This window comes from Fibrivirga algicola, from assembly GCF_011742925.1.
Lineage (GTDB): Bacteria > Bacteroidota > Bacteroidia > Cytophagales > Spirosomataceae > Fibrella > Fibrella algicola.
The window spans coordinates 60,906-82,692 of record NZ_WAEL01000002.1; the positions used below are offsets into that span (position 1 = coordinate 60,906).

A 21,787-nucleotide genomic window follows, 5' to 3' on the forward strand; every position below is an offset into this window, starting at 1 on the left:
CTTCCTGCTGGTTTTAGACTCGTTGATTACTCGGCGTACAGCCCCAAATTGGCAACTACCTTGCTCGGCTGCTCGAATTTGTACTGTATCTTTTCGTTCTCTTTCACCTGGCGCAAGCCTTCCAGAAGGATTTTGTCCTCTTTTTTAAGTCCCGATCGAACCACGAAAATGTGCGGCAACTCAGCGGCCACGGCAATCTCGCGCGACCGAATCTTGTTGTCTTTGTCTATCACATAGACATACTTTTTCTCGAGAACTTCGAAGGTGGCTTTCTGCGGAATGATCATGGCGTTCCGGAATGGCAGTGTCATCTGCACCGTACCTGTTTCGCCATGCCGCAGAATAGCCTTGGGGTTCGGGAACGTGGCCCGAAACGCGATATTCCCGGTTTCGTTATTGAAGTCGGCCTCAATGGTTTCAACCTTACCATTGTAAGGAAAAAGTTGGTTATTGGCCAGCATCAGGTGTACGTTGGTCAAATTGCCCGACGCAGCCTTGGTTTTTAAATCTAAGTACTCGGCCTCCGGCACGTTGAAATAGACCCACATCTGGCTGTTATCTGACAAGGTGGTCAGCAGATCACCTTCGTCGACCAGGCTGCCAAGACGAACCTGAAAGTGATCCATCATCCCCGAAAAAGGGGCTTTGATCTTGGTGAATCCCAGGTGGGTCTGCGCCAGCGCCACTTCTGCTTTGGCTTTGTCGAGTTTAGCATCGGCCATCGACAGTTCATTGGGCGCCACAATCTTGTTGTCGGCCAGCTTTTTGGTATTCTGATACTCGATATTGGCGAAGTTAGCTTCAGCCTGTGCCTTCTGGAGTTCAGCCTCATACAGCTTGGGCATGATCTGAAACATCATCTGGCCCTGCCTGACCGATTGGCCTTCATCGACGTAAATGTTTTGAATGTAACCCCGCTGCTGAGCCCGCATCTCGATATGACGGATAGCCTTTATCTGTGCCACATAATCTTTGGTGATCGTCGTATCTTTCACCAATGGACTGGTCACCCGGTAATTAACTTCTTCTTCTTTCTTTTCTTCTTCTTTCGTGCAGCTTGTGAGGCAAGTAAGGGCAAACAAGCCCATGAGCACATGACTTTTTTTCATATAACTATTGTGGAAATAAGTGAGCACCAGCCACGTTGCCTGTTCTGGTCAGAAACGGCGGTTCCCGGGTTGGCGCCAGGTCGGTAATGACTTACCCAGGTGGTAGAGTGAAATGGGAAATTTTAATTGAAATGGCTATGATGGAGGGTGATAGCTCGGCCCGGCGGCGCATTGGCCGCATGTTCCAACTGCCAGATGAGGCTGTCCTTCTGCTGATTAGCTCGCTGGCATTCTGTAAACTGATGCTGCCACGTAACGTACCCAACCGGAAACGAAGCTCCGCTTACTTCGTACCCATGGCCGCTCCGTAGCAAGCTGTGCTCGTGCAACAATAAGCCATTGAAGACGAGTGAGAAAGCGAGTGCCAGCCCAAGGCTATAGAGTAAAATCGAGGGAGAATGTCGGCGTTTCATTAATTGCATCCGTGTTGAGTGATACAAAACAGCCTCGCCGGCATTATAACCGCGTGAAAAGGAAATTAGAAAAGTGTAAAATCGAACGGCTCACTCTAGTGTATCGCCTCTATGTACTGGGAATAGTTATAATTAATAGTCGTTAGAATCAAAACAGGCAATTCCAACGGCCGATGAATAGAATAGCCTTTATGTACACTCAACATGCTGGCAGCTACAGCGTCTGCCACGGTGGCCTGTCAGAAAACTAGCCTGTACCTATGGATATTGGGTAAATTTGGGGTTTACTTTGTCTTAAGGGCCAACCAGACAGTGGTTAACAGGATCTGTCCAGCAATTTGACTTTACTGCCATTAATCAGCCACTTCGAGCAGTTTATTCCACTGGAAACGGGCGAAAAACAACTTTTTGAAGGGCGGGTGAGCCAACGGTCCATTAAACGTCGGCAAGCTATTTTGCAGGAAGGTTTTCCCTGCAAACACTACTCGTTTGTGGTGGCCGGTTGCTTCCGCATGTACGCCATTGACCGGAATGGCGTTGAGCATAACATCCAGTTTGCCGCTGATAACGAATGGATTGCCGACATTGGCAGCTTCCATTCCGGAAAGCCCAGTAAATTGTTCATCGAAGCTGTTGAACCGTCTGTGGTATTACAGATTGAGCAACAAGACCTGTACTTTCTTTATCGGAACGTACCTAAACTCGACCGGATCTTCAAAGTCATTATCGAGGATAAGTACGTTGAGTTACAGAACCGGTTGCTACAAACCATTAGCTCAACCGCTCAGGAACGGTACCTGGCTTTTCTTGACGAATACCCTGCTCTGGCCTCACGCCTGCCCAACACGCAGATCGCCTCTTACCTGGGCATCACCCCTGAGTTTCTCAGCAAAATCCGAAAAACCATTGCCACCTGAGCGCATTGGGCTTAAACCAGTTTAAGCCTATTTCTTAATCTAGTTTATTCCTGGGGGACTAGTAAAGAGAGACTTTTGCCGTCGCAACTCACACGGTTATGCATCTGCGATTTCTCCTGGTATTACTAGTTAGTACATCAACCTCATTTGGGCAGCAGTCGACGACGATGCGTCACTTTGCACAGGCAACGCCTTCACCTTCAGGGTCTATACCCTACGGCAATAATTCCAATGCAGGCCGTTATATCACAGCGGGTGATGCCCGGATCTATGTTGAGGTGTATGGAAAAGGCAGGCCATTGGTTGTGCTGCACGGCGGTGGCTATGGTTCTACGTACGAGATGGCCACTTTTGTTGATAGTTTGTCCAAGACCTATCAGGTCATAGCGATTTCCACCAGAGGGCATGGCAGATCGGAGATTGGTTCTACCCCTATGACGTATGAGCAAAAGGCCAACGATGTGTATGCGGTCATTCAGGCCATGACCAGCGACAGTGTCACGGTGCTAGGCTTTAGCGATGGAGCCTACACAGGCTATAAACTAGCCAGCATGTACCCGGCACGGGTTCGGAAACTGGTCGCTATTGGGGCCGGTGAGCAAGTGCCGGGGCTTCGCAAAGTGATTTTAGACACCGGAACAGCCTTCAGACTGGATAGCCTGTACTGGAAACAGCAGCTGTCCCTGATGCCGGAGCCCGGCCGTTTACAGGAATACTGGACCAAACTGGCCGATTTCTACAACACCATGACCGCCAGTAAAACGTTGTTTGCCAGCATCAAATGTCCGGTATTGGTGCTGTCGGGCGAGCGGGATCAGAATGCACCTCTGGCAACAGTCATAGCGGCGTATCAGATGATTCCAAATAGCCAGCTCAGTATTATTCCCAACGCACCCCATCCGGTTTTCCTGGTTAATTTTCCGGCAGTCTGGGCCAGCGTCTCTCCCTTCTTAAACCAGTAAATTACTATGAAAGCTGCCGTTCTCTACCGCCCCGGTTCTGCCGACGAGCTTATTCTTGACGAGCGGCCCATTCCCGCTCCGGCCGACGGGCAGGTACTTGTTAGGGTAAGAGCCTTTGGCCTGAATCGGTCTGAATTGATGACCCGCAAAGGCTTATCGCCCGACGTCCGGTTTCCGCGTGTACTGGGCATCGAGTGCGTAGGCGAGGTCGAAAATGACCCGTCAGGCCAGTACGCCAAAGGCCAGCGGGTAATGGCTATGATGGGGGGCATGGGCCGTGATTTCGACGGGAGCTATGCCGAATACACCGTCGTGCCCAAAGCCATTACGTATCCGTTTAACAGCACGCTTCCCTGGGAGATACTCGGGGCCATTCCCGAAATGTTCCAGACGGTGTATGGCTCGCTGCATCTGGCACTAGGCATCAAATCCGGCGAAACGTTGCTCATTCGCGGAGGTACGTCGTCAGTGGGGATGTTGGCTACTCAGTTGGCTAAAAACGCCGGGCTGACGGTCATTGCCACCACCCGGAACCCGCAAAAAGAAAAGGCCTTACTCGACAACGGCGCTTCGCATGTGCTCATCGATGATGGTCACCTCGCCGATAAGGTACGGGCACTTTTTCCCGAAGGCGTCGATAAGACGTTGGAGTTGGTAGGTACGTCTACCCTCGGCGATTCGCTGCACTGTATTAAACCGGGCGGAACGGGCTGCATGACAGGTATGCTGGCTGAAAGCTGGTCCATTGCCGATTTTGCCCCGATGGAGTTTATTCCGGCCACCGTCCGACTCACAATTTTCGATAGCGGCCAGATCAGAAGTTCAGTCCCGGTATGTCAGGAGTTTATCCGCGAGGTTGAAACAGGGCAGGTGAAACTCGCCGTGAGTCAGGTATTTCGGTTAGATCAGATTGTAGATGCTCACCGGTTTATGAAACAGAATCAGGGAACCGGCAAGATTGTCGTATTGACTTAATTGACCATGAATCCGTTAACCCAAACGCCAATTTATTGCATGAAACGCGCCTTATCTGCGCTGGTAATTTGCTCGTTACTCGGCTCAACAACTGTAAACGCTCAGTCCATTAAGCTAACGAAAGCCAGGCTGGTACCCAATCAGGTATCCATGTCGTTTGCGCGGGTAATGGGTAAAGAGGCCCTCCGAGCCGTGAAGGATTCGACAATACAACAGGTAGACGAGCCGACGTTTGTACGGCTCCAGGGCGTCGATTTCACCAACGGAACCATCGAGGTGAAGGTGCTGAGTCGACTGCTGAAGAACGCGCCGGAAACGGCCCGTGGCTTTATCGGCATAGCGTTTAGGATCAACGAGGCCAATGCCAAGTTTGAGAGTATTTACATCCGCCCCACCAATGGCCGCGCCGACGATCAGGTACGTCGTAACCACTCCATCCAGTACTTCTCTTACCCCGACTACAAATTTGATCGCCTGCGGAAAGAAGCCCCGGAGCGGTACGAGTCGTACGCTGACATGGCCCTGAACGAATGGATTACAATGAAGATCGTGGTGAACGGATCAGAAGCCAAACTCTACCTGAACGGAGCGAAACAACCCAACCTGCTGGTCAAGGATATGAAGCATGGCGTGGGCGCTTCAGGAGGCATTGGTCTATGGGTCGAAGTAGGCACTGAAGGCTACTTCACCGACCTGAAAATCACCAGGCAGTATTGACATAACAGCTATAGTCGCCTCATTTTTAAATAAGCCTACGCCTTTATCGGCTCCGAATGTACCGACCATTGGATGCAAAAACAGCTTACTGGTCTCGTCGAAGTTCAGTTTGACAGCCTCGTTGCCCGCAAACAGACACTGACTGATTTCCAGATCGTCCAGCTCGGGGTTGACGCGGCTGATTGGGTACGCCCGGAAGATTTGTCCTTCTTTGGGGTGTTCAACAACGGGCGCACCCAGAATCTTCAGCCCCTGAATGATGACGTGGATCGTCTCGACCTTCATGCCATAGGGATTTAACCGTGGGTGGGTACGTTGTTTCTGCAGGCCGGAACGCACATCCCGGCCTGCCGTTGATCAATAGCCTGCGGTAAACCGCTTACGGATAAATTGCGGCTGCTCCACTTCGTCGAGCACGGCAACGGCCAGGTCGGCCACTGAAATGCTACAGTTGCCCTGTTCATCAAAAACGGGCTGGTCGGTGCCTAAACGGAATGACCCGGTCCGTTCGCCCGGAAAAAGATTAATAGCTGGGCTCACAAACGTCCAGTCCAGCGTTGACTGCTGGCGAAGTGTGTTCAGGTAATCCCGTGCAGCCGTTGCCCCTGCTTTATACTCCGCAGGAAATTCGGGGGTGTCTACCAACTGAACGCCCGAGGCTATTTCCAGACTTCCAGCACCACCAATGACCAGCAATCGGCTGACAGATGCCTGCCGGGTAGCCTGATCAATGGCTTTGGAACCCGCCAGAAAATCATCGTAGAGATTGGGGTTTGTCCACCCGGCATTATAGGCGCTGATAACGGCGTCATGCCCCGTCAGCAGTTGTGCCAGGGCTTCAATAGCTTGTACATCAGCCTGTTTAACCTGGGTCAGGGAATCAGTCACGCTAATTTTTTCGGGATGCCGAACAATCGCCGTTACTGAATGACCGCGCCGGACTGCTTCGTCGAGGAGCGCCGCGCCTACAAAGCCAGAAGCGCCAATAAGTGCTAATTTCATAAGGGTACTTGTTGGTTGGTTATGAATAATACTGTACTATTTTTTATTACAGTTTTAGGCAAAAAAAATTCAGTCAAACTGTTGGCTGAAATCAGCCAGGGTACTATCGGCTAATTGGTGAATCAGAACTGATTCGGCCTGCTCATACAGCGAGTCAAGGTGTTGGTTGATCTGGCGACCCACTGGGCACTCCGGATTCGGAACATTCTGGGACTTCCCCAGCAAGGCCCCCTGTCGGGTTGCCAGAAACACGTCGGAAAGCCGAATCTGGCTGGCTGGTTTGGCCAGTTCGCTTCCACCATGCTTGCCCTCCCGGCTGATTACCAAGCCTTTGTTACGCAGGTTACTGATTTCCTTACGCACCAGAACAGGGTTAATGTTGATGCTACCCGCGATAAAATCAGACGTGAGCCGATCCCCGTTCGCTTTGGCCAACAGGGTTAAGATATGCATCGATATGGCAAATTGTCCGCTCATAACTGTAATATTAGTAGTTACAGATTCAAGAATTAAAAAGTTCACTACTGTGAAATTTACAGGCGGGATAAACCTGGGAACGAGGGTAAAGCAGGTGGTTTACAGGGAAAATCCAAGCGTCTTCGGGCAACTTCTTATCAAATAGTTTATCACAGAAAGAAGAATAGCTTTACCCACAGACCGCCGCCGCTAAACTGGAATTTTGAACGGCTACTTGAAGTAAGTAACGAAGGATCATCTCTTTTTAATGACAATACTATCATTTAAAGGTATTGACTAGCAGAATGGGACGGTTTATCGTGCTTCTGGTTCTCTTAATCAGCGGCGTTCATGCGTCTCTGGCGCAGTGCGTAGTTAGTAAAGATGTGTACGGTCAAATCGTGACGACCTGTGAGGTGTACGAGTCAGGCTCATCGACGGCGCCGAGCCACAAGCAGGAAACGTACCTGGGAAGTCCCTTTCTAACCTATCCTGCCTGGCAAATGGGCAGGGTGCAGATAGAGCCTGGCGGGAAGGAGATTACCTGCGAATTAGCCTACGACCTGGTAGCTAACGAAGTCTTGTGCCATTTTGAGGCAAATTCGTCGCTCACCCGGTTAACACCCTACGCCTTCACCATCGGCGGCCTGACCTTTGTTCGACAGCTCAGCAGCCTGTCGGCCGGGATGGCAAAACGCTACACGACGGTGCTCTATGAGGGGCCAACCAAACTCACGAAAAGTATAGCCTCGCGGCTGATTCCCACGCTGACGACCAACGGATACGACAAACGCAGCGTCTTCGCTGGATATTACCAACAAAAAGAGACTTACTACATTCAGAAGGGAGATGCCCAACCCGAATTGACGGATCTCGACGAAGCCTCGCTGCTCAAGACGCTGCACGGCCGACAAACTCCGCTTGCCACAAACGCGTCTACCAAACAGCTCCCTATCAGTGAAGCTATTCGGTTGGTAATGGTCTATGATGCTGCATCGGCGGTTGCCAACCGGACTAAACCAGCGTTGAGTGCGGATGCCTTGTTCAACCAACAACTAACCAAAGAACTGGTCTACCCCAATCAGGCGTGGCTGGCGGGGGTGTATGGGCGGGTGTACGTGGGCTTTACCATTAACGAGCAAGGGCAGATCGGCGACGTGGCCACCCTCAGTCCGGAGAACGTCGGCTACGGGCTGGATAAGGCGGCGAAGCGCGCCTTACAGCAGACAGGCACGCTCAAACCCGCTTACCAGGGGCGTTATGTCCTACCGGTTGCGTTCACCTACGACCATACGCAGGATACGCGAGACGCCTACCTACCTGTGAATCTACTAACCCCGGAACGATATGCCGACCGGGTGTTGCTCACCGAATTCGTTGTACCAATCAAGGTTGCCAAACCCGTGTCTACTATCAGAGAGGTGTGGGGGTTTTATAAGTGAGTTATTGACACGCACTGAACTGACTCACCCCTCATAGTCTGGCGAGATGGGTGAGCGCCGAAATTCAGCGGGCGCGATGCCTACGTATTTTTTAAAGAACTGGCTGAAGTTCGGTTGATCGGCAAAGCCAATGATGCGTCTTATTTCCTGCAAGGTCCAGTCGGTCTGCACCAGCAGGCTTTACTCTCTTCCAGCAGGCGATTTGTGATGAGCGTGTTAACGGGTTATCTGGTATGCTTCTTCACTAGTCCATTTAGGCAGCTCGGATTCTGGTTTAATTTCGCCACATACGCTGTAGCCGAGCGCATTCGAATAGGGGTATCGAGATTGGCTAGGTTCGTCTTTTTCTCGAGCAGTTCGAAGAAGTTACTTCTTCCAATTTATCGATGAGCCGGTGCGGGCGCTCTTCGCGGCTGATTACCAACCCTTTGTTACGCAGGCCACGGATTTCCTTGTGTACCGGCACAGCATTAATGCTACTGCTACCCGCGATAAAATCAGACGTGAGCCGATCCCCATTCGCTGTGACCAACAAGGTTAAGATATGCATCGATATGGCAACTTGTCCGCTCATCACTGCAACCGATACTACTACCGTGATGAGAAGTAAACGGTTTACGGATTGTTGTTTCACTGGCTTACCAATCACCAAACAGTCAAAATGCCCATTTAGCATTAGGTGATTGGTGTCCTTATGGTTTCAGGTTAGTATACTCCTGATCGGTCACCGGCTGCATCCAAACTACCCGACCGGTAGCGGTATTGGGGGTGATAGCGACCTGCATGAAACTAACCGTTGGCGATGCACCGTGCCAGTGGGGTACGTTCGGGGGGCATTTTACCGCATCGCCTTTTCGAAGAATCTGGATGGGTTTTCCCTGCTCCTGATAGTACCCAATGCCACCCAGTGCCAGCAGCACCTGACCGCCCGCGTGCCGATGCCAGTTCGAGCGTGCCCCTGGCTCGAAGGTGACGTACCCAACCGGAACATTCATCGCACTGTCGGCCTCGATCAATTGCTGCACCCAGACGGTGCCGGTGAAGTTGGTAGCCGGCGCCCGCTGTCCTTTCGGGAAAATAGCGCCCGCGTCCGTCACAGGCTCTTTTCGGGTTTGGGCGCTTACCTGACCACCGATCAGCGAGACCAATAAACCAACAGCCATCAGGCCAATCACGTTGTTTTTCATGAATTTACCTGTCAAATACCCTTCGTCTTTCATTTTACAGTTTTGCCGCCAAAACCTGGGTCAAAACCGCCCGGCCAGCGTCGGCTTCCGATTTGCCAAGGCTGGTTTCAATCACCGCCATCGCCTGCTCCAGTTGGGGTCCGGTCAGGCCCACATGCAAACAGAGCCCCAGATGGCTCTGCAACATGGGTTCGGCGCCCCCGATACTGGTCAGCACCGAAATGGTTGTCAGTTCCCGGTCGGCATAACTGAGCACGTCCCGCTCGAAGATATCGGCAAACAAATGTTCTTTCAGAAAAACCTCAATCTCCGGGCTGAACGCAGCATAGCCCCGCTTTGGACCGGTTTCAGGTTGGCCAGACAGTTGCTCGAGTACTTTTTTGCCGCGCTCGTATTTGGGTACGTTACTAGTTATGGGCGAAGCCACCCTGCCCATTTTATCGGAAATGCCTTTTTTCTTCCGCTCGTCCAGTACCGCCATCAATGTCTGCAAACCACGAATGCTCCGGGGGAATCCACAATAGGCGTACAGATGCACTAGCACTTCCTTGATCTCATTGACAGTCAACCCCTCGTCCAGTCCCGCAGCCAGAGCCGGTTGTAGCTTTTGCAAGTCTCCCTTCGCCGTCAGGGCCGCGATACTGACAATGCGTTGTTGCTTCACTGACAAGGTAGCCGGTTGATTCGGTCGGTTTTGCGCGTTGAGACGACCGATTCCCATCAAGGAGCCAACGACTAGCAGGAGCAACGAAATGCGCATGTGGGTGCAGGTTATGATGATAAAGAAAGTACTGGTTTGGATTCTGTTAAACGGAGGCCAGACTGAAAGGCAGCGTTCGGATGCGCTTACCTGTTAAATCGAAAATGGCGTTGGTCAGCGCCGGAGCAAAGGCGGGCAAACCCGGCTCACCAACGCCACCGGCCGCCTCTTCATTTTCCATGATGAACACCTCGATGGGTGGAATATCGGTGATACGTGGCAACTGGTACGAGTAAAAATTCTTGTCGACCGGAATACCGTCTTTAAACGTCACCTGATGCTGCGTTGCCGCGCCGATGGCCATCACAATCGAGCCTTCGACCTGGGCTTTGATCGTGTCCGGATTCACGTACCAGCCGCAATCCATGACAGCCCATACCTGATCGATTTTCACCCCGCCCGTTGCACTTTTCGATACTTTCACGATTTGCCCTACCGTGCTCGAAAAACATTCGGTAATAGCCACTCCGTAACCGGCACCTTTCTGGCGACTCTTCCAGCCCGACACGGCCTCCATTTTGTCGATGAGCCGGTGCAGGCGTTCTTCGGGCAGGTGATCGCGCCGGAACGTCATCGGATCCTTCCCGGCCTGATGAGCTAGTTCGTCGATAAAACTTTCGTAGGCAAACCCGTTGGTCGACGCATACACTGACCGCCACCACATAACCGGAATCGGGGTTTCGAACGGAATATCCTGGATACTCAGGTTCTTGATGCTCTCCGTATACGGTTTCAGGAATCCTTCCGACGTGCTGCGGTTGGGTTCATCTTTCTTGCCACCCCGCCAGTGATTGGTGTTCTGCCCGGCCATTTTGATCTTGAACGCGCTGATCTGCCCATTCTCCAGCGCCCCCTCGCACCGATACGAGATGCCCGGCCGGTAAGGGCCCTGCGTGGCGTCGTCTTCACGTGTCCAGATCACCTGAACGGGGGCTCCGATTGCTTTTGAGATGATAGCAGCCTCGTGGGGATAGTCCATGAAGGCTTTCCGGCCAAAGCCGCCGCCCAGAAACGTCATGTTAACGATAACCTTGTCGCGGGGGATGTTCATCTCCTTGCTGATGTAGTCCTGTACCCAGTCGGGTGCCTGAATGGGGCCCCAGATTTCGAGCTTGTCGGCCTGGTAATGCGCTGTGCAGTTGAGCGGCTCCATGCAGCTATGGTACTGATACGGCGTTTCGTAGACGACATCCAGCTTTTGAGACGCCTTTGCCAGAACAGACACAGGGTCGCCCTGCTTTTTGAACGACAGACCTTCCTTGGTTTTCAATGCTTCTCGTTGACGCCGAAAAATCTCGTCCGTGTTCAGGTGTTCAAAACCGCTGTCGTCCCAGTTGATTTTAAGGGCTTTCTTACCCTGAATGGCCGCCCAGCTTGAGGTGGCCACCACGGCTACGCCTTCGCGGTAGGTATCGAATACACCCATTCGGGTTTTCACCACGTGCTTCACCCCGGGAATTTTGCGAGCGGCGGTATCGTCGAAGCTTTTGACCTTACCGCGCAGCCGGGAGTTGCGCTCCACAGCGGCATACAGCATACCCGGAATCATTTTATCGAGTCCGAACGTGGCGGTGCCGTTGGTTTTCAACGGTGTATCCTGCCGACGCAACGGTTTGCCGATCAGCTTATACTCCGATCGTTTTTTGAGCACCACGTTTTTTGGCGTCTCCAGCTTCTGTGCATCGACCACCAGTTCGCCATAGTGCATACGTTTCTCGGCACCACTTGCTGGTTTATAGATAACGTACCCGGATTGAGCGTAGCAGTCGGCTTTGGGTACGTTCCATTTCGCAGCGGCCGCCTGAATGAGCATCTCGCGGGCCGTTGCGCCCAGATTGAGCAGGTTTTTATACGAAGTCCGCACGGTGGAACTGCCGCCCGTCACCTGATTGCCAAACTTCTTCTGGTCGCCCTGCGCAAAGACGATGTCAATTTTGTCCAGATCGACTTCCAGTTCTTCGGCAATCATCTGAGGAATGGACTGGTAAACACCCTGCCCCATTTCGGCCCGGTGCGAGAAGATGGTCACCTTGCCCGACGTGTCGATGTGAATCCAGGCGTTCATGGCCACCCCGAAGTTATCCGCCTCGGCGGTCTTGATAATTTCGGCGACTTCGGCGTTGGTCGGGAGGTAAAAGCCCAGCGAGAGCAGCGCCCCGGTCAGGCTCGATACTTTAAGGAAATTGCGTCGGGTGAATGCTTGCGAATCCATAAGTGAGTTGAGTATACGTGTACGGAATCAGTCGATTAGATACGGGAAAGCCACCAATATAGTGTCGGCGGCTACTGCTTAGGGAGCCGGGGCAAAGGCCCCTGTTTCGATCCAGGTTGTCCAGGCTTTTTTAAAGGCAGCGTGACTCATCGGGGGCAACGTGCGGCCTTCGCCGGGGTTCCAGCCCGCCAGCACCAATCCGTCGTCGGCGTGTTCCAGTAGCTTCTTCGTATCCTTTCCTCCATTCTGCTTAACATCAACCAGTTGCTTGGCTAGCTGATGCGCGTTACGGCCCTGAAAAACCATGCGTGCCGTGGCGGGAGGCAGGTGCCAGTCGGGATTACCCGGTGGGGTGTGCAACCCAGGTACGTTGCTGGGCTGATGGCAGTTGGCGCATTTCATGGCGTATATGCCTTTGCCATCGGTACCGCGCTGGGGAGCCATCGTGTGCAGGTGGCTATCGTCGCCCTGGAGCGGTACATCGCCCGACGGGTGGCAATTCATGCAACGCGGGCTCATCAGGACTTTATAGACGCTGGCAAAGGCTTTCACTGAGGCCACGCTGTCTTTTTTGATTGGCTCTGCCACAGACCGCAGCGGCTGAGGCGCTGGTTCTGCCGATTCGGTAAAGGCCGACGTAATGACAGTCGTCGTAAATAGGCCCACCGATAGTATGGTTGCCGTTTTTCGAGTCAGGAACCGACGCATATACTTGGTTGCTTGCTTCTTCATAGGATAACGTTGAGAGTGTACCCGGTGGCGTTGACCAGCCGGTTTATTCGTTACTGCTGCTCACCTTGGGTTCCATACCAGCGGCCAGGTGAATGGCCTTGCGTACGCGCAGGTACGTTCCGCAGCGGCAAATGTTCCCAGCCATCGCCGCGTCAATGTCGGCATCGGTCGGGTTTGGGTTTTCGCGAAGCAGCACAGCCGCCGACATGATTTGCCCGGAATGGCAATAGCCGCACTGGGGTACGTCGATCTCCTGCCAGGCCCGTTGAACCGGGTGATCATTGTGCTGAGACAGGCCTTCGATCGTGACGATGTTCTGCCCGGCCACCCGGCTAACGCGGGTTACGCAGGACCGTACCGCCTCCCCGTTGAGGTGAACCGTACAGGCGCCGCACTGGGCCACCCCGCAGCCATACTTGGTACCTTTCAGGCCCACTACATCCCGAATGGCCCACAACAATGGCATTTGCGGGTCGAGGTCGAGCGAATACTCCTTACCATTGATAGTGCACTTGATAATTGCCATAACTGTTGATGTTAACGTATGAGTATTAAACTACCGGGTCACTGATTCACGTCAAACGTGCCGGGTAATGACTGGCGATAGATTAGATCACCTTGATCTTTTTTAACCAGTTCAGCACATCCGTTTCAACTTCGTTTGCCTTACTACCCTGAATAACCAGCAATTGGCCATCCCGTTCTGAGCCGCCACGGACGGTAAAACCTTCCAGTACGCTGCTGTTAGGGCAAAGCTCTTTCACGGTTTGGAACGTGCTACCAATGCCGTAACCGCCATTGGTATTGAATGGAACGACGGTTTTGCCCCTTAGCTCATATTGACGTAAAAAGCTTTTCATGGGTGGCGGAAGCTGCATCCCCCAGGTCGGGAAGCCCACAAACACCACGTCATATTGCTGAATGTTGTCAATTTTCGTTTTTAATGGGGGCAGGAAACCAGTCTCATTTTCCTTGACCACCTGCTCCACCGTTGCCCGGTAATTCTCCGGATAAGGAGTTACCAATTCGAGCGGCACCAGCGTTCCCCCTACCCGCTTGTGAATCATGTCGGCTACTGCTTTCGTGTTGTTCGTCCGCGACAGGTACACGATTAACACCTTGCCGGGCACCGCGTTGCTTGGTAACCCGTTGCTCGGGTCAACGGTAACATTCTCTGTAACCTGACCATTCTCCGTTCGAGAAGAACAAGCACCGATCAACAGCAGGAACGTTACCAGTCCGTGTACTATCAAAAAGGTCATTTTCATAACGTGCTGAAGCTAATTTGATATTGACTTGCTTTGCTCTGGTGAGTACCATGACTCCACAGCTATCGTCCGGAGTGAATCGGGTATCGGCGGCTATAGCGTTGATTAGCCAACTCACACCCGGTGGGCTTCACGAAAGAGGGCCAACACCGAGTTTCAGGCCGAGCGAAGAAAGGGTAGCGATCTTCAGTCCACGTCAGATAACTGACTGTTCGTGCTGAGCGAGCGTAATCATAGCCGACCACCTAAACAAAACATTCCTGTGGCAGCGTATCCGTTCAAACAATACTGATGATGAGAACGAACCGTCTTTGCTCTACAAAGGTCTGACCGATTGCCTGTCTGTTTGGTATACAGATTACGGCATGCACTACCAATATTACAGGTTAGAGCAGGCTCGTGCACCTATGGGGCATTAGTAGAATGACGGCTTGTCCCAGTTGGTATTGGGTTCACTAACGCCTAAGCTTGTCCGGTTGTATTGGCCCGTGTGATCGGCGATTATGTCGACAATAAGTTGAGCGACGGCCTCCCTGGTCACCTGCGCCCCAACAAAGGGTTCGCCTTTTTGGGTGAGCATATAAGTACGGTTGCCTGTCCGGTTGTAAAGCCATGTCAGGCGTAGAATGGTGTAGTCGAGGTCCGTTTTTTCAAGCTTGGCGGCATGCGTGGCCTGTTTTTTTATCCCACTAACACCCACCATGCTTTTGTTCCAGGCCCCAAAGGCACCGGGCACTTCATCGTAAATACCAAGGATGGAAGCGACGATTATCCGCTTCACATGCAGTTCCTGCATGGTGTCTATGATGGCATCGATACCGTCCGAATCATGCATGGAATTGAGATACACGACATCCACATCCTGCATGGCCAGCTTCAGGAGTTTCCGGTCCTTGAAATCACCATCGACGATCTGTACGCGGGACGCAGCATGTACCCTGAGCCTTTTTGTGGCATTCCGACCATAGAGGACAAGCGCATTGTCCGTTCGGGCCAACAGATCGTCGGTCAGCAGTTTACTTATCTGCCCGGCAGCCCCTAAAATCAGTATTTTCATGCGGCTATGGTTTTGGTCTGCGCCAGAGTCTTTCCAGTAACGTACCTGGCGTTTTCTCTCTTTTAGGCTGGATCAGCTCACTCCCGCTTCATTTCTTCACGGGAGCTTCTACATTAGAAAACGCAAGCACCATTTGCGGCAGACGCTCGCCCTTGACCTCGATTTTGACTACTTCGGCATTGAATTGGGTTAGCTCATCGGCCGTAAACCGGACATCAGCGGCCCCGACGTTTTCGAGCATGTGCTCCATCTGCGTGGTACCCGGAATAGGCACAATCCACGGTTTTTGCGCCAGCAGCCAGGCCAGCGATACCTGCGCGGGCGTTGCTTTCTTTTTGGCAGCCCAGCTTTTTACTACGTCCAGCAGGGCCAGGTTGTGGGTTATATTCTCAGGCGAGAACCGGGACTCCATGCCGCGAATGTCGCCGGGTGCGTACCGGGTGTTAGCGTCGATGGCTCCGGTTAGAAAACCGACGCCCAGCGGACTCCAGGGCACGAAACCGATACCGAGTTCCTGACAGAGCGGAAGAATGACCTGTTCCGGTCCGCGCCAGAGAAGCGAGTATTCATTCTGAATGGCCGTAACCGGATGAACGGCATGGGCACGCCGTACGGTTTGCGGCCCCGGTTCAGACAGGCCGTAGTGCAGTGCCTTCCCTGCTTTGATCAGGTCTTTGATGGCCCCCGCCACGTCTTCAATCGGAACGGCCGGATCGACCCGGTGTTGGTAGAGCAAATCAATCCGGTCGGTGCGAAGACGTGTCAACATACCATCCACGACCTCTTTAATGTGCTCGGGACGACTGTTCAAGCCGGGAAGACGCTGACCGGTTTTCTGGTCGATGTTCCAGCCGAATTTGGTTTCGATTACCACTTTATTCCGAATAGGCACCAGCGCTTCCCCCAGTATGCGTTCCACCTCGAAAGGCCCGTACGCCTCGGCAGCATCGAATAAGGTAACACCCTGGTCGAACGCCGTCCGAATGATGGTATGCATTTGGGTGCGGGAAGGAATCGTCGTCTGGTAGGTACGACTCATATTCTGTACTCCAAGCCCGATGCTGGAAACCTCCAACGTACCCAGTTTACGACGACCGGGCTTGGCGGTTGCTTGCGCATTCGATTGATCACCTGTTGACATCACCGGTTTTGCGTTTGACACGCGAGGGAGCAGGGCCACACCTGACATTGCCAGTCCGGTTTTCAGGAGATTGCGTCGGCTAACGCCGGTAGTTGACTTGTCAGTTGAGTGATCCATCGTCTTAGTAGTTGAGCTTACTGTTGCACTTCGGAGGGGAAATACAGATAACTCGCTGATGTTTATTGACATGCGTATCCCGTACGCCGTACCAACGGCGATTCCAGAATGACGCTTACAACGATTTTGCGGCTAGTTTTTAACCGGCCGCATCAGCTTGGAGAATGAGAGTTGCCCCATGGTCCATTTGCCGTTTTCCTTCACATACACTTCCGTCACCATGAACGGATTGACCACTTCATTGCCACCCACTACGGCAACGAGGTCGAGATCGCTCAACAGGATGGCCGTGTTGCCAATCATATTGATCGTTGTTGAATGGACAGTGGCTTTCTTGTACCAGATGTTTCCGCTCTTGATGATGTCCAGCTCCTGCTTCTTGCCCCAGGTTCCACCCATGTGAACGAACATCGATTTATCGTCGAACAAGGCAGTCAGTTTATCGACATTCTTGTCGGACATCCATTGCCATTTGTCTTTCGATAGCGCAATGACTTCCTGTTCCGCGCTGGAGCCAGCACCTGCTTTGCTGGCCTGGGCGAAGGCTCCCTGTCCGCTTACCAGCAGAAAGCAAAGGCCAATAATGGACGCGGTCAAAAAGGCATTTACGCGTTTGAGATCACTGGGTACGTTCATGGTCGATTGGGGTTTATGCGATGTGTTACCTGCTTATTTCGTGGGGCCGTATTCTTCATCGGTTACCCGTTTGAACCAGATCGTTTTCCCTTTCTGGGTTGGCGACGTGGCTAGGTAGCCGAAGCCACTTGTGGGCGTTGCACCATGCCAGTGCTCAACGCCGGGCGGACATTTGATCACCTCGCCCTTCCGGACGGTTTGTTTTGGCTTGCCCCGTTCCTGGTAATACCCAACCCCATCGGTGACCATCAGCACCTGACCGCCCGGATGCGAATGCCAGTCGAGTCGGGCACCGGGGGCAAAAATGGCCTGTGCAATGCTGAACGCGAAGGTGCTGTCAGGGCCACTCACTTCGCTTAGCCAAACATCGCCAACGTGGGTTTTGGTGGTAGCTAGTGGCCCTTTGGGAAAGATAGGTGCATTTTGTGCCAGGGCCTGCGACGACAGAGCAGCGACGGCTAAACCCAGAATCAGTTTATTGATACGCATTGTTTTCAATGTTAATGTTTGTCTTAATTCAGCTTCCGTTCGCCCAACCATTTCACCATGGCCGGATCACGATGATCGAAGAACAGGCTAGCCTTCGTGTCCAGCCCTTTGATGGCTTCCATGTCCTCAGCAGTTAACTCAAAATCGAGGCTGTTGAAATTCTCTTCCATGCGTTCTCTCCGAACCGATTTGGGAATGGCCACCACGCCCCGCTGCGTCAGCCAGCGCAGCACAACCTGCGCAACGGTTTTGTTGTATTTGGCGCCGATTGAGCCTAATAACTCATTTTGGAATAGGTCGTTTTTCCCTTCGGCGAAAGGCCCCCACGATTCGATCTGCACCTTATTATCGACCATGAACTGCTGCGTGTCGATCTGCTGGTGAAACGGATGAGTTTCAACCTGATTAACGGCCGGAACAATCTCGTTATGAACGATCAGGTCGATGAGCCGGTCGGGCTGGAAGTTGCTCACGCCAATGGCCCGAACCCGCCCCGATTTGTAAATCTCTTCCATAGCCCGCCATTCGCCATACACGTCGCCCATCGGCTGATGAATGAGGTACAGATCCAGGTAATCCAGTTGCAACTTCTTCATGGAAGCATCGAAGGCTTTCTTTGTAGCCTCGTAGCCATCCGACTGAATCCAGAGCTTGGTTGTAATGAATAGTTCTTCTCTGGGTACGTTACTCTTTTTGATGGCCTGACCTACGGCCTCCTCATTACCATACGAAGCTGCCGTATCGATCAAGCGGTAGCCCGTGGCGATGGCATCTAATACGCTTCGTTCACATTCGGCCAGATCAGGTACCTGAAAAACGCCGAAGCCAAGGATGGGCATGTCAACCCCGTTGTTCAAAGTCACTTGTTGCATGGTGTCAATTTTGTTTACAGCACAAAGGTCTCGCCTTTTCCTTGGTCGGCTGGTATATAGATTACAGGTATTGCTACCAATATTCCATCTGGTCCAGACCCGGTTGCCTTAGTTTACTTTCGTCGAGTTGGCTGCCTTCTCCATCACGTCCAGCCTGGCTTTTCGTTGATCGGGCGTGTTAGCGGCTGACCCATCCGATTTGAATTCAAATACCTCATTCTTGCTGGCATCGTACGCCGGCCATTGAGGTAGTCCCTTGCCGTTGGGGTTACCCTTCTTAGCGAAGTTGGCCCAATAGGTGTTCATCATCTGAGCGACTTCTTTGTCTTTGGGCGCAACCGTAACGCCATTTCGGCCTCTCAGGTTATCGAACACATACCCAATCTCTGACGCGTGGGCGGCCCCAAACCGCATCCACTGTTGCATAGCGGTAGGCACGTATGAGAAAAGGTATAAGTAGGCCGGTGAACCCTTGGCAACGAAAGACCTTGCCGAGAAGCGGGCGGGTTCGGCCCACACCTTGTCGGTGTTGACCAGCGACAGCATTTTGGCGAAATCTGTAGTACCCTCCGAATCATAGGCCTTAACCAGTTCATCCTTCAGTGGCGCGAACTGAGCCAGCAACGTTTCCTTCGAGGTCGCATTGACAAAACCAGCGGGTACTTCGGCGCTGTTCGATCCAATTAGTAACGGAACCTTTGCCTGCCTGCCGGCTTTGAAAGCACTCTCGGCCGTTTCAACCACGAGCTTCCCATCGAGAATCGGCCCTGGGTACGTTGGCGGCCCACCCTGACCGGCGGTTTCCTGTCCGCCGTCAACAATCTCTGACGCAGAAAGCGCCCGGAGTTTAGCCAGCGCAGTTGCATCCGTACCGTCGATGTTATACCGTTTCGCGAAGTTGACGCCGATCGTTTCAGCCGATATCGGATAATGTACATCCGCGTTTTCTTTATTGATTGGCCGACCGGTCAGCACACCATCGCGGGCACCACCCGATTCACTGATTGCCTTCTGGAAAAGACCTTTTGCCGCCGGAATAGACAACAGTGAAAGCACCGAAACACCACCCGCTGACTCACCGAAAATGGTCACGTTTTTAGGGTCTCCGCCAAACGCAGCAATATTTTTCTGTACCCACTGGAGGGCGGCAATCTGATCCATATAGGCGTAGTTGCCCTTTGGCTCGCCCGGATTCTCTTTACTCAGGGCAGGAAACGCAAAGAAGCCCAGTCGGCCCAGCCGGTAGTTGAACGTAACCAGAATGACACCCTGTTTGGCGAACTGAACACCCGAAAAGTCGGGCTGGGAACCGCTACCAAATACGAACGCGCCGCCATGAATCCAGACCATGACCGGAAGCTTTGCTTTCTCGGTGGCATTGGCGGGCCGCCACAAATTGAGGAACAGGCAATCTTCTGATGAGTTGGCCGACATGGCAGCGGCACCCGGTCCAAATCCCCGTTGCGGCGCATCCGCGCCAAACTTGCTTGCATCCCGCTCGCCCTGCCAGGTAACAACGGGCTGGGGTGGACGCCAACGATTGGCGCCGACTGGTGGAGCGGCGTAGGGAATTCCTTTGAAACTGGCGACATCACCTTCAGTTACACCACGGACGATTCCGGATGCGGTACGAACCGTAGGCATGGATTGTTGCGCCTGTAAGACGTTGGTAGCCAGGAGGGCTACTGCCAGGAGTAGTTGTTTCACAGCGTTCTGGTTTAGGTAATTCGGTTGATAGCGCGCGCACTTAAATCTGGAGTTGTACCCGCCTGTACAAAGGTTTTCCTATTTCTCAGGCTGACTGGTATACAGATTACGGGAGTTATTACCACTATTACTGATTCGCCAACACGCCTCAGATGGTGTGTTCGTAAAGTGATAATTTTGAGGTAGATAAACCAACAAGGCAATGGACACCCTGCGACGCTTCGAGACAATCAGTGATTACAACGTATTCAATAACCACGAAACGCTACACCCGCTGATCAGTGTCATCGACTTCTCGAAAGCAGCCCCCAGAACAGGCTCGGGTATGTATTTTGGCTTCTATGCCATTCTGCTGAAAGATGTGAAGTGCGGCGATCTGGTGTATGGTCGTCATACCTATGATTATCAGGAAGGGACCCTGGTTTTTCTGGCACCAGGCCAGGTGGCCGGCATGAACAGCAATGGAGAGACCTATCAGCCTAAAGGATACGGGCTGGTCTTCCACGCGGATCTGATTCACGGCACGGCATTAGGCCGCCACATGCAGGACTACACCTTCTTCAGCTACCAATCGAACGAAGCGCTGCACGTATCCAAGCGGGAACGGGAAATGGTGCTGGATTTCTTTGCAAAAATCGAGTACGAATTACAACACGCTATCGACAAGCACAGTAAAAGACTGATTGTCAATAGTATCGAGCTATTCCTGAATTATTGCGTTCGTTTTTATGACCGCCAGTTCATTACCCGGAATCATGTGCACCAGGGCGTTCTGGAGCGGTTCGAGAAGTTACTGAATGCGTATTTTCAAACCGATAAACCGCAAACAGTTGGCCTGCCTTCGGTGGCCTATTGCGCGGGCGAGTTAAACTTGTCGGCCAACTATTTTGGCGACCTGATCAAAAAGGAAACCGGCAAAACGGCGCAGGAATACATTCAGGCGAAGGTGATCGATGTGGCGAAAGAACGCATCTTCGACCAGAGCAAATCGGTCAGCCAAATTGCCTACGATCTAGGGTTTAAATACCCTCAGCATTTCAACCGGCTGTTCAAGCAACGGGTTGGCCAGTCGCCCAACGAATACCGAACGCTACACGAGAATTGACAGGAGCTACTGGTAGCGTTGTCAATGCACTGTTTGCCCTAGTCACGTGAAAGCAACCCGGCTCGTGGCACCAACACAGCGTGCAACATCGTACCGGGCTGCGGCCAGGCAGATGCGCTACGGTTGGCGTTCGCCGTAGCAATAGCAGAGTCCGTCGGGAGCTACGACGAAAAAGACCTTCCAAACCGTTTCGCCATGTTTCTGGTAGTCGAATGTTGGGCGGTCTGTTGGCAGTCCATTAGCTTTTAACTCGGCAAAAGCAGCATCCAGGTTATCGACCGCTAAGAAACAGCCATCCTGGGCGGGGTCTCCGCCGTTTTCGGCCAGGCCCAGCTGAATACCGTCCCGGGTAATGACGGCCGACTTGTGAGGCAGGTCCCTTCGAGATACCAACCGAAAACCCAGAACGGTTTGGTAGAAGGGTAATGCCGCGTCGAGATTCGCGACAGGTAGGTTCATCTGGTCTTGCTGGTAAGGCCAGACCTGGTTGATGGTAGCGTTCATTCGGTTT

Annotated in this window: 26 protein-coding genes; 6 read left to right on the forward strand and 20 right to left on the reverse strand. The window is 52.7% G+C overall.

Features of this window, described 5'->3' with window-relative positions:
* Positions 1-26: 26 nt before the first annotated feature.
* Both F7231_RS05515 and F7231_RS05520 read right to left on the reverse strand, forming a co-directional pair.
* Positions 27-1,109 (reverse strand): efflux RND transporter periplasmic adaptor subunit, encoded by a 1,083-nt coding sequence (locus F7231_RS05515; RefSeq protein WP_085412481.1) that lies wholly within the window; start codon positions 1,107-1,109, stop codon positions 27-29.
* 122 nt (positions 1,110-1,231) lie between these two features.
* Positions 1,232-1,522 (reverse strand): hypothetical protein, encoded by a 291-nt coding sequence (locus F7231_RS05520; RefSeq protein ID WP_166691219.1) that lies wholly within the window; start codon positions 1,520-1,522, stop codon positions 1,232-1,234.
* Positions 1,523-1,860: 338 nt separating this feature from the next.
* Here F7231_RS05520 and F7231_RS05525 point away from each other — a divergent pair, with 338 nt between their 5' ends.
* From F7231_RS05525 to F7231_RS05540, 4 genes are all read left to right on the forward strand, one after another.
* Positions 1,861-2,439: a Crp/Fnr family transcriptional regulator gene (locus F7231_RS05525; RefSeq protein WP_166691220.1), complete on the forward strand. Its 579-nt coding sequence runs from the start codon at positions 1,861-1,863 to the stop codon at positions 2,437-2,439.
* 98 nt (positions 2,440-2,537) lie between these two features.
* A complete protein-coding gene (locus tag F7231_RS05530; RefSeq protein WP_166691221.1) occupies positions 2,538-3,401 on the forward strand; it encodes an alpha/beta fold hydrolase in 864 nt (287 codons plus the stop codon).
* Positions 3,402-3,407: 6 nt separating this feature from the next.
* Positions 3,408-4,376: a zinc-binding alcohol dehydrogenase family protein gene (locus F7231_RS05535; protein ID WP_166691222.1), complete on the forward strand. Its 969-nt coding sequence runs from the start codon at positions 3,408-3,410 to the stop codon at positions 4,374-4,376.
* A gap of 6 nt (positions 4,377-4,382) precedes the next feature.
* On the forward strand, positions 4,383-5,093 hold the full coding sequence (locus F7231_RS05540) for a LamG domain-containing protein (RefSeq protein WP_229369667.1): 711 nt from the start codon (positions 4,383-4,385) through the stop codon (positions 5,091-5,093).
* Here the strand turns inward: F7231_RS05540 and F7231_RS05545 are convergent.
* From F7231_RS05545 to F7231_RS05555, 3 genes are all read right to left on the reverse strand, one after another.
* Positions 5,031-5,432 carry a hypothetical protein gene (locus F7231_RS05545; protein ID WP_166691223.1) on the reverse strand — a complete coding sequence of 134 codons (402 nt, stop codon included), beginning with the start codon at positions 5,430-5,432 and terminating at the stop codon, positions 5,031-5,033. The two genes, F7231_RS05540 and F7231_RS05545, sit on opposite strands and share 63 nt — an antisense overlap.
* A gap of 18 nt (positions 5,433-5,450) precedes the next feature.
* Positions 5,451-6,095 (reverse strand): NAD(P)-dependent oxidoreductase, encoded by a 645-nt coding sequence (locus F7231_RS05550; RefSeq protein WP_166691224.1) that lies wholly within the window; start codon positions 6,093-6,095, stop codon positions 5,451-5,453.
* 69 nt (positions 6,096-6,164) lie between these two features.
* Complete coding sequence (locus tag F7231_RS05555; protein WP_085412474.1) at positions 6,165-6,572, reverse strand: RrF2 family transcriptional regulator; 408 nt, start codon at positions 6,570-6,572, stop codon at positions 6,165-6,167.
* A gap of 284 nt (positions 6,573-6,856) precedes the next feature.
* Here F7231_RS05555 and F7231_RS05560 point away from each other — a divergent pair, with 284 nt between their 5' ends.
* A complete protein-coding gene (locus tag F7231_RS05560) occupies positions 6,857-7,993 on the forward strand; it encodes a TonB family protein (RefSeq protein WP_166691225.1) in 1,137 nt (378 codons plus the stop codon).
* Between the two features lie 24 nt (positions 7,994-8,017).
* On the opposite strand, the gene F7231_RS27825 is transcribed toward F7231_RS05560, so the two are convergent.
* The 14 genes from F7231_RS27825 to F7231_RS05630 form a co-directional block, all read right to left on the reverse strand.
* On the reverse strand, positions 8,018-8,164 hold the full coding sequence (locus F7231_RS27825) for a helix-turn-helix domain-containing protein (protein WP_166691226.1): 147 nt from the start codon (positions 8,162-8,164) through the stop codon (positions 8,018-8,020).
* 160 nt (positions 8,165-8,324) lie between these two features.
* Positions 8,325-8,627, reverse strand: a complete 303-nt coding sequence (locus F7231_RS05570) for a hypothetical protein (protein ID WP_229365091.1) — start codon at positions 8,625-8,627, stop codon at positions 8,325-8,327.
* A 58-nt stretch (positions 8,628-8,685) separates the two neighbouring features.
* Positions 8,686-9,180, reverse strand: coding sequence for a cupin domain-containing protein (locus F7231_RS05575; RefSeq protein ID WP_166691227.1), 495 nt, complete (start codon positions 9,178-9,180; stop codon positions 8,686-8,688).
* 34 nt (positions 9,181-9,214) lie between these two features.
* Positions 9,215-9,940, reverse strand: coding sequence for a carboxymuconolactone decarboxylase family protein (locus tag F7231_RS05580; RefSeq protein WP_166691228.1), 726 nt, complete (start codon positions 9,938-9,940; stop codon positions 9,215-9,217).
* Positions 9,941-9,986: 46 nt separating this feature from the next.
* Entirely contained in the window at positions 9,987-12,152 is a 2,166-nt protein-coding gene (locus F7231_RS05585; RefSeq protein ID WP_166691229.1) for a xanthine dehydrogenase family protein molybdopterin-binding subunit, read from the reverse strand.
* 78 nt (positions 12,153-12,230) lie between these two features.
* The gene (locus F7231_RS05590; RefSeq protein WP_166691230.1) at positions 12,231-12,884 is read right to left on the reverse strand and encodes a hypothetical protein; all 654 of its coding nucleotides are present in this window, start codon (positions 12,882-12,884) and stop codon (positions 12,231-12,233) included.
* Positions 12,885-12,927: 43 nt separating this feature from the next.
* On the reverse strand, positions 12,928-13,410 hold the full coding sequence (locus F7231_RS05595; protein WP_085412469.1) for a (2Fe-2S)-binding protein: 483 nt from the start codon (positions 13,408-13,410) through the stop codon (positions 12,928-12,930).
* 82 nt (positions 13,411-13,492) lie between these two features.
* On the reverse strand, positions 13,493-14,152 hold the full coding sequence (locus F7231_RS05600; protein WP_208295545.1) for a flavodoxin: 660 nt from the start codon (positions 14,150-14,152) through the stop codon (positions 13,493-13,495).
* Between the two features lie 415 nt (positions 14,153-14,567).
* On the reverse strand, positions 14,568-15,209 hold the full coding sequence (locus tag F7231_RS05605) for an NAD(P)H-binding protein (RefSeq protein WP_166691231.1): 642 nt from the start codon (positions 15,207-15,209) through the stop codon (positions 14,568-14,570).
* Between the two features lie 88 nt (positions 15,210-15,297).
* Positions 15,298-16,467: an aldo/keto reductase gene (locus F7231_RS05610; protein WP_166691232.1), complete on the reverse strand. Its 1,170-nt coding sequence runs from the start codon at positions 16,465-16,467 to the stop codon at positions 15,298-15,300.
* Positions 16,468-16,599: 132 nt separating this feature from the next.
* The gene (locus F7231_RS05615) at positions 16,600-17,103 is read right to left on the reverse strand and encodes a nuclear transport factor 2 family protein (protein WP_208295546.1); all 504 of its coding nucleotides are present in this window, start codon (positions 17,101-17,103) and stop codon (positions 16,600-16,602) included.
* Between the two features lie 33 nt (positions 17,104-17,136).
* Positions 17,137-17,592, reverse strand: a complete 456-nt coding sequence (locus tag F7231_RS05620) for a cupin domain-containing protein (RefSeq protein ID WP_229369671.1) — start codon at positions 17,590-17,592, stop codon at positions 17,137-17,139.
* Between the two features lie 23 nt (positions 17,593-17,615).
* Positions 17,616-18,464, reverse strand: a complete 849-nt coding sequence (locus F7231_RS05625; RefSeq protein WP_166691234.1) for an aldo/keto reductase — start codon at positions 18,462-18,464, stop codon at positions 17,616-17,618.
* 108 nt (positions 18,465-18,572) lie between these two features.
* On the reverse strand, positions 18,573-20,171 hold the full coding sequence (locus tag F7231_RS05630) for a carboxylesterase/lipase family protein (RefSeq protein ID WP_166691235.1): 1,599 nt from the start codon (positions 20,169-20,171) through the stop codon (positions 18,573-18,575).
* Positions 20,172-20,373: 202 nt separating this feature from the next.
* Between F7231_RS05630 and F7231_RS05635 the strand changes: the two genes are divergently transcribed.
* A complete protein-coding gene (locus F7231_RS05635; RefSeq protein ID WP_166691236.1) occupies positions 20,374-21,276 on the forward strand; it encodes a helix-turn-helix domain-containing protein in 903 nt (300 codons plus the stop codon).
* 117 nt (positions 21,277-21,393) lie between these two features.
* On the opposite strand, the gene F7231_RS05640 is transcribed toward F7231_RS05635, so the two are convergent.
* Positions 21,394-21,780, reverse strand: coding sequence for a VOC family protein (locus F7231_RS05640; protein WP_085412460.1), 387 nt, complete (start codon positions 21,778-21,780; stop codon positions 21,394-21,396).
* Positions 21,781-21,787: the final 7 nt, after the last annotated feature.

Bases quoted from the DNA above. Each gene is read 5' to 3' on its own strand.
- F7231_RS05515 (WP_085412481.1), bottom strand. From the start codon at position 1,109: ATGAAAAAAAGTCATGTGCTCATGGGCTTGTTTGCCCTTACTTGCCTC.
- F7231_RS05520 (WP_166691219.1), bottom strand. From the start codon at position 1,522: ATGAAACGCCGACATTCTCCCTCGATTTTACTCTATAGCCTTGGGCTG.
- F7231_RS05530 (WP_166691221.1), top strand. From the start codon at position 2,538: ATGCATCTGCGATTTCTCCTGGTATTACTAGTTAGTACATCAACCTCA.
- F7231_RS05535 (WP_166691222.1), top strand. From the start codon at position 3,408: ATGAAAGCTGCCGTTCTCTACCGCCCCGGTTCTGCCGACGAGCTTATT.
- F7231_RS05540 (WP_229369667.1), top strand. From the start codon at position 4,383: ATGAATCCGTTAACCCAAACGCCAATTTATTGCATGAAACGCGCCTTA.
- F7231_RS05550 (WP_166691224.1), bottom strand. From the start codon at position 6,095: ATGAAATTAGCACTTATTGGCGCTTCTGGCTTTGTAGGCGCGGCGCTC.
- F7231_RS05555 (WP_085412474.1), bottom strand. From the start codon at position 6,572: ATGAGCGGACAATTTGCCATATCGATGCATATCTTAACCCTGTTGGCC.
- F7231_RS05560 (WP_166691225.1), top strand. From the start codon at position 6,857: ATGGGACGGTTTATCGTGCTTCTGGTTCTCTTAATCAGCGGCGTTCAT.
- F7231_RS05575 (WP_166691227.1), bottom strand. From the start codon at position 9,180: ATGAAAAACAACGTGATTGGCCTGATGGCTGTTGGTTTATTGGTCTCG.
- F7231_RS05580 (WP_166691228.1), bottom strand. From the start codon at position 9,940: ATGCGCATTTCGTTGCTCCTGCTAGTCGTTGGCTCCTTGATGGGAATC.
- F7231_RS05585 (WP_166691229.1), bottom strand. From the start codon at position 12,152: ATGGATTCGCAAGCATTCACCCGACGCAATTTCCTTAAAGTATCGAGC.
- F7231_RS05590 (WP_166691230.1), bottom strand. From the start codon at position 12,884: ATGAAGAAGCAAGCAACCAAGTATATGCGTCGGTTCCTGACTCGAAAA.
- F7231_RS05595 (WP_085412469.1), bottom strand. From the start codon at position 13,410: ATGGCAATTATCAAGTGCACTATCAATGGTAAGGAGTATTCGCTCGAC.
- F7231_RS05600 (WP_208295545.1), bottom strand. From the start codon at position 14,152: ATGAAAATGACCTTTTTGATAGTACACGGACTGGTAACGTTCCTGCTG.
- F7231_RS05605 (WP_166691231.1), bottom strand. From the start codon at position 15,209: ATGAAAATACTGATTTTAGGGGCTGCCGGGCAGATAAGTAAACTGCTG.
- F7231_RS05610 (WP_166691232.1), bottom strand. From the start codon at position 16,467: ATGGATCACTCAACTGACAAGTCAACTACCGGCGTTAGCCGACGCAAT.
- F7231_RS05615 (WP_208295546.1), bottom strand. From the start codon at position 17,103: ATGAACGTACCCAGTGATCTCAAACGCGTAAATGCCTTTTTGACCGCG.
- F7231_RS05620 (WP_229369671.1), bottom strand. From the start codon at position 17,592: ATGCGTATCAATAAACTGATTCTGGGTTTAGCCGTCGCTGCTCTGTCG.
- F7231_RS05625 (WP_166691234.1), bottom strand. From the start codon at position 18,464: ATGCAACAAGTGACTTTGAACAACGGGGTTGACATGCCCATCCTTGGC.
- F7231_RS05635 (WP_166691236.1), top strand. From the start codon at position 20,374: ATGGACACCCTGCGACGCTTCGAGACAATCAGTGATTACAACGTATTC.
- F7231_RS05640 (WP_085412460.1), bottom strand. From the start codon at position 21,780: ATGAACGCTACCATCAACCAGGTCTGGCCTTACCAGCAAGACCAGATG.